7 protein-coding genes are annotated in these 5,733 nt (G+C 72.1%); 4 read left to right on the top strand and 3 right to left on the bottom strand.

The annotated features are described in order from the left end of the window. Positions 1 to 59: 59 nt before the first annotated feature. Both erpA and ACFU5G_RS28765 read right to left on the bottom strand, forming a co-directional pair. On the bottom strand, positions 60 to 413 hold the full coding sequence (gene erpA / locus ACFU5G_RS28770) for an iron-sulfur cluster insertion protein ErpA (RefSeq protein ID WP_020014294.1): 354 nt from the start codon (positions 411 to 413) through the stop codon (positions 60 to 62). A 162-nt stretch (positions 414 to 575) separates the two neighbouring features. Beyond that, a complete protein-coding gene (locus ACFU5G_RS28765) occupies positions 576 to 1,148 on the bottom strand; it encodes a hypothetical protein (protein ID WP_377252355.1) in 573 nt (190 codons plus the stop codon). A gap of 41 nt (positions 1,149 to 1,189) precedes the next feature. Here ACFU5G_RS28765 and nadA point away from each other — a divergent pair, with 41 nt between their 5' ends. From nadA to ACFU5G_RS28750, 3 genes are read left to right on the top strand one after another with little or no spacing between them, the layout of a single operon-like run. Further along, the gene (nadA, locus tag ACFU5G_RS28760; RefSeq protein ID WP_377252353.1) at positions 1,190 to 2,404 is read left to right on the top strand and encodes a quinolinate synthase NadA; all 1,215 of its coding nucleotides are present in this window, start codon (positions 1,190 to 1,192) and stop codon (positions 2,402 to 2,404) included. Between the two features lie 13 nt (positions 2,405 to 2,417). Continuing rightward, a complete protein-coding gene (locus ACFU5G_RS28755; RefSeq protein WP_377252351.1) occupies positions 2,418 to 3,026 on the top strand; it encodes a DJ-1/PfpI family protein in 609 nt (202 codons plus the stop codon). A 31-nt stretch (positions 3,027 to 3,057) separates the two neighbouring features. Next, entirely contained in the window at positions 3,058 to 3,603 is a 546-nt protein-coding gene (locus ACFU5G_RS28750; RefSeq protein ID WP_377252349.1) for an acyl-CoA thioesterase, read from the top strand. Positions 3,604 to 3,625: 22 nt separating this feature from the next. On the opposite strand, the gene ACFU5G_RS28745 is transcribed toward ACFU5G_RS28750, so the two are convergent. Continuing rightward, a complete protein-coding gene (locus tag ACFU5G_RS28745) occupies positions 3,626 to 5,005 on the bottom strand; it encodes a dipeptidase (RefSeq protein ID WP_377252347.1) in 1,380 nt (459 codons plus the stop codon). Positions 5,006 to 5,061: 56 nt separating this feature from the next. Here ACFU5G_RS28745 and ACFU5G_RS28740 point away from each other — a divergent pair, with 56 nt between their 5' ends. Beyond that, positions 5,062 to 5,679, top strand: coding sequence for a DUF3043 domain-containing protein (locus ACFU5G_RS28740; RefSeq protein ID WP_377252346.1), 618 nt, complete (start codon positions 5,062 to 5,064; stop codon positions 5,677 to 5,679). Positions 5,680 to 5,733: the final 54 nt, after the last annotated feature.

The following is a 5,733-nucleotide window of genomic DNA, read 5'->3' as shown; positions in this document are numbered from 1 at the left end:
GGTCACCTTGTGGTGACCGGCCCGTCGTGCCGAGAACGTCGCTCAGCGGGAGGCTGCGATCAGGAGAACGACCCGCCGCAGGCGCATGCGCTGCCGGCGTTCGGGTTGTCGATCGTGAAGCCCTGCTGCTCGATGGTGTCCTTGAAGTCGATCGTGGCGCCCTCGAGGTACGGCACGCTCATCTTGTCCACGACGACCTCGACGCCGTCGTAGTCGCGCAGAGCGTCCCCGTCGAGCACCCGCTCGTCGAAGTAGAGCTGGTAGATCAGCCCGGAGCAGCCACCCGGCTGCACCGCGACGCGAAGGCGCAGGTCGTCGCGGCCCTCCTGCTCGAGCAGGCTACGGACCTTGCCCGCGGCGACGTCGGTGACGTTGACGCCGTGGGTAGCGATGTCCGTGGTGGTGTCGGTCATGTCATCTCCCGATCGTGTTCGACATACCGGTAGTCGATCCTTGAACGTTGCCAACCCATCGGCTGGTCCGTCTGTTCCCGCTTGCCGGTCTGTTCTCAGATCGTACGCCCACGTCCCGGCCGATCTCATCACCGTCCGGGATGCGCGTCGCTGTCCGCGCCCTCAGCGCGCCCAGCCCGGCGACCAGGTCCGGGCCACGCGGGCGAGGTCCTCGCCGACCACCTCGTGCACCCCGCTCAGGCCCGCGGTGGACCACTCCCGCCTGCTCACCTCGCTGCGGCCGGTGACCACGACCACCGGCACCGCGTGCGGCGCGGCGGCGGCGGCCGCCTCCACGACCACCCCCTTGTGCAGCCCCTCGCCGTCCAGCCGCGTGACGTACGCCACGACGACGTCGGCGCGTCCGGCGACGTCGGCCAGCTCCGCGCCCTCCGCCCGCGGCAGCGCGGACGGGGCGGGCCCGGGCGCGGACGGTCCCGGGTGCGCGGGCCCGGCGTCCTGCGGCCCGACGGCGGCGGGCCGGCCCACCGGGATCGCCGGTCCGGCCAGGAGCACGCCGCGGCCGGCGCCGCCGTCGTCGTGCACCGGGCCGGCCGAGGGGGCTGCGACGGATCCGGGTAGCCGGACCTCGCGCACCTCGGTGGTCGCGTGCGGGGCGGCGGCGCGCCACCCGGCGGCGAGTCGCTCGGCGTCGGGCAGGGTCTCGGCAAGCAGCAGCACGTGCACGAGAGGCATCGTGGCACCGTCCTGACTACGTGTCACCACCGCGTGTCATGATGGTTACCGTGAGCACCCTGCTGGCTGAATACTCCGGTTTCTCCGAGCCCGCCTCGTCCCCGTTGCTGCTGCTCGGCCAGGGGCGTGACCTGGCCTCCGAGCGCGGCGTGGAGTGCACGGGCGAGCTGCCCGCACCGAGCGACCCCGACCTCGTGGACCGGGCGCGCGCCGCACGGGCCGCCCTCGGCAGCCGCGCGTTCGTCCTGGGCCACCACTACCAGCGCGACGAGGTCATCGACTTCGCCGACGTCACCGGTGACTCCTTCAAGCTCGCGCGCGAGGCGGCCGCCCGCCCCGAGGCCGAGTTCATCCTGTTCTGCGGCGTGCACTTCATGGCCGAGAGCGCGGACATCCTGACCTCCGACCAGCAGCAGGTCGTGCTGCCGGACCTCGCGGCCGGCTGCTCGATGGCCGACATGGCCGCGATCGGCCAGGTCGAGGAGGCCTGGGCCGTGCTGCAGGACGTCGGCATCGCGGACTCCACGATCCCCGTCACCTACATGAACTCGTCGGCCGCCATCAAGGCCTTCACCGGGCGCCACGGCGGCACGGTGTGCACCTCCTCCAACGCGGAGGTCGCGCTGCGCTGGGCGTTCGACCAGGTGGGCGGCGTCGACGGCACCGGCAAGGTGCTGTTCCTGCCCGACCAGCACCTGGGCCGCAACACCGCGGTCCTGGAGCTGGCGATGTCGCTGGACGAGTGCGTGGTCTTCGACCCGCGCAAGCCGAACGGCGGGCTGACCGACCAGGAGCTGCGCGACGCGCGGATGATCCTGTGGCGCGGCCACTGCTCGGTGCACGGGCGCTTCTCGGAGCAGAATGTCACCGACATCCGCGCGGCGGTGCCCGGCGTCAACGTGATGGTGCACCCGGAGTGCAAGAACGAGGTCGTCACGGCGGCCGACTACGTGGGCTCGACCGAGTACATCATCAAGAAGCTCGAGGCGGCCGAGCCCGGCTCCGCGTGGGCGATCGGCACCGAGCTGAACCTGGTGCGCCGGGTCGCCCGGGCACACCCGGACAAGCAGGTGCACTACCTCGACTCGACGGTGTGCTTCTGCTCCACGATGAACCGGATCGACCTGCCCCACCTGGTGTGGGCCATGGAGTCGCTCGTCGAGGGACGCATGGTCAACCGGATCGTCGTGGACGCCGACGACGCCCACTGGGCGCGCGTGGCGCTCGACCAGATGCTGGCCCTTCCCGGAATCTGACCGGGCTGAGCGTGTGAGCGGCAACGGCGGGCTGCGCATCGGGATCTTCGTCTTCGACGGGGCGGAGGAGCTCGACGTCGTCGGGCCCTTCGAGGTCTTCGCGGAGTGGGGGTCCCACTCCCAGCTGCGGCCGACCGTGAGCACGTTCTCCTGGGACGGCGCCGGCGTGCGCCTCGCCAAGGGCCTGCGGATCCTGCCGGCGCACGGCGCGGACGACGTCGGGCCGCTGCACGTGCTGGTCTACCCGGGCGGGCTCGGCACGCGGCCGCTGCTGGCCGAGCCGGGGCACCTGGAGTGGCTGCGTCAGATCCGCAAGCAGACCCCGATCATGGCGAGCGTCTGCACCGGCGCCCTGCCGCTCGCGGCCGCCGGGCTGCTGGCGGGACGGCCCGCCACCACGCACCACGAGCACTACGACGAGCTGACCGACCTGGACCCGAGCGTGCTCGTGGACACCGAGGCACGCTACGTGGACGACGGCGACGTGATCACCTCTGCGGGCGTCTCCTCGGGCATCGACATGGCGCTCCACCTGGTCGAACGCCTGGAGACGCCGGCCGTGGGACGGTCGGTGCGCAGCGCGATCCAGCACCCGCCCGCGCAGCCTGGACAAGGTATCTAGTACTGGCGGTTCTCGGTATAACCTCGGGCGCATGGCTCGCATGCTCCAGCTCACCTGGACCGGACTCTTCCCGCGCAAGGCCCGCCCCGGACAGACCCTGCTCGACCCCTCGGTCACCCGGATGCGCGTCGGCCCCCTGGACCTCGACTCGTACCTGCACGTCAACAACGGCACGTACCTGCAGATGATGGACGTGGCTCGGAACAACCAGATCGCCGACCTCGGCATGTTCCCGGTCGCCAAGGAGAAGGGCTGGGCGCCCGTGGTCGCGGCGTCGACCATGAAATACCGGCGGTCCCTGCAGCCGTTCGACCGGTTCGAGATCACCACCCGGATCCTCGGCTGGGACGAGCGCGTCTTCTACCTGGAGCAGGTGTTCACGCGCGGCGACAAGCTGTACGCCCGCGGGATCGTCGCCAGCCGCTTCCTGGACCGCAAGGGCAACCGGATCTCCGCCCTCGAGGTGGTCCGGGACGCGACCGGCCAGGACCTGCCCTCCCCTGAGCTCCCCGCCGACGTGGCGGCGTGGGCCCGCGCGCTGGACGTGGCACCGCGCGAGCCCTCCGCCACCAGCTAGGCCGCCGGTCGGCGAAAAGGAGCTAGAGCCCCTCGCCCACCTTGGTGAGCAGCAGCGCCTCGGCCAGGACCACGTTCTGCAGCTCGCCCAGGTGCACGGACTCGTTGGCGCCGTGCGCCCGCGAGTCGGGGTCCTCGACGCCGGTCACCAGGATCGCGGCGTCGGGGAACACCTCGAGCAGGTCCGCGATGAACGGGATGGACCCGCCCACGCCGACGTCGACGGGCGCAGTACCCCACGCCTCGGTGAAGGCGGCGCGCGCCGCCCGCATGGCGGCCGTATCGCCGGGGGCGAGGAACGGCTTGCCCTGCTCGCCCGACCGCCACGTGGCCTGCACGCCGAACGGCGCGTGCTTCGCCACGTGCGCGGCCAGCGCCGCATCGGCCGCCGCCGGGTCCTGGCCGGGGGCGAGCCGCAGCGAGATCTTGGCGGTGCAGCGCGGCGCGATCGTGTTGGACGCCTCGGCCACCGAGGTGACGTCCATGCCGATGACGGACAGCGCGGGCTTGGACCACAACCGCCCCGACAGGGTGCCGGTACCGGCGAGCGCGACCCCGTCGAGCAGCGAGGAGTCGGCGCGGAACGAGGCCTCGTCGTAGTCGACCTCGGGCTCGGGGGCGGTGACCAGGCCCTCGATGGCGACGTCGCCGGCATCGTCGTGGAACGTCGCCACGAGGCGGGACATCAGGGTCACGGCGTCGAGCACGGCGCCGCCGAACATGCCGGAGTGCACGGCGTGGTCAAGGACGCGCAGCTCGATCTCGCCGTCGACCAGGCCGCGCAGCGACGTGGTCAGGGCGGGGACGCCCACCTTCCAGTTGGTGGAGTCGGCCACGACGATGACGTCGGCCGCGAGCAGGTCGCGGTAGGTCTCCAGGAAGGCGCGGAAGGACGGCGAGCCCGATTCCTCCTCGCCCTCGAGGAAGACGGTGACACCCACGGGCAGGTCGGCGCCGTCGGGCAGGCCGAGGGCGCGCAGGGCGCCGAGGTGGGCCACGATGCCCGCCTTGTCGTCGGCCGCGCCGCGCCCGAAGAGGCGCTCGCCCACCTGCGTGGGCTCGAACGGGTCGGTGTCCCAGGTGGCCGGGTCGCCCGGGGGCTGCACGTCGTGGTGCGCGTACAGCAGCACGGTCGGCGCGCCCTCGGGCGCAGGGCGGCGGGCGACGACGGCGGGCGCGCCCGGCGTGCCATCGGGGCGCGGCGCGGAGAGGATCTGGACGTCCGGCAGGCCGGCGTCACGCAGGAGCTGTGCGGTGGCGGCGGCGCTGGCGGCCACGTGCTGCTGGTCGAACGCGGCGGCCGAGACGCTGGGGATGCGCACGAGCGCCTCGAGGTCTGCCTGGAGGGCGGGGAACTGCTCGGTGACGCGGGCCCGGAGGGCCGCGGTGGTATCGGTGGTCACGCCCCCACGTTAACGGCTCGGAACCGGCCGCCGCCGGGAGCGATTAGGCTGGGAGGGTGTTCTCCCGCAGCAAGACTTCGACACCAGACGGCGTGACCCCCGTGGGCGACTCCCCCGACGAGGTGACGCCGACGTCCGACGCGGCCCAGACCGCCGCCGGCAAGGGCCGCCCCACGCCCAAGCGCAACGTCGCGCAGGCCGCCAACAAGCGCCCGCTGGTCCCGGACGACCGCAAGGCGGCGCGCAAGACGCAGCGCGAGAAGTCCCGCGTCGACCGGGAGCGCGCCTACCAGGCGATGCAGACCGGTGACGAGAGGTACATGCCGGCCAAGGACAAGGGCCCGGTGCGCCGGTACGTGCGCGACTTCGTCGACGCGCGCTGGAACCTCGGCGAGTTCTTCCTGCCGGTCGCGTTCATCTTCCTGTTCGCGACGTTCTTCACGCAGCAGTACCCGCAGCTCAGCATCTTCGTGATGCTCGGCCTGTACGGGTTCCTGTTCCTGACGATCGTCGACGTGTGGCTGCTGTGGCGGTCGCTGAAGAAGCGGCTGACGGCCAAGTTCGGCGAGGTGCCGCGCGGCCTGGTGATGTACACGGTGACCCGCGCGTACCAGCTGCGCCGGTCGCGGCTGCCCAAGCCGATGAGCAAGAAGCGCGGCAACTACCCGGAGTGACCCGGGACTGACATCAAAGACCTGTGGCGGGGCGGAACCGGTCGGTTCCGCCCC

The organism is Promicromonospora sp. NPDC057488 (assembly GCF_042802395.1).
Taxonomy (GTDB): Bacteria; Actinomycetota; Actinomycetes; order Actinomycetales; family Cellulomonadaceae; genus Promicromonospora.
This window is presented reverse-complemented; position numbering and strand designations above follow the sequence as displayed.

Excerpts from the sequence above, each read along its gene's own strand:
- erpA (WP_020014294.1), bottom strand. The coding sequence starts at position 413 with ATGACCGACACCACCACGGACATCGCTACCCACGGCGTCAACGTCACC.
- ACFU5G_RS28765 (WP_377252355.1), bottom strand. The coding sequence starts at position 1,148 with ATGCCTCTCGTGCACGTGCTGCTGCTTGCCGAGACCCTGCCCGACGCC.
- nadA (WP_377252353.1), top strand. The coding sequence starts at position 1,190 with ATGGTTACCGTGAGCACCCTGCTGGCTGAATACTCCGGTTTCTCCGAG.
- ACFU5G_RS28750 (WP_377252349.1), top strand. The coding sequence starts at position 3,058 with ATGGCTCGCATGCTCCAGCTCACCTGGACCGGACTCTTCCCGCGCAAG.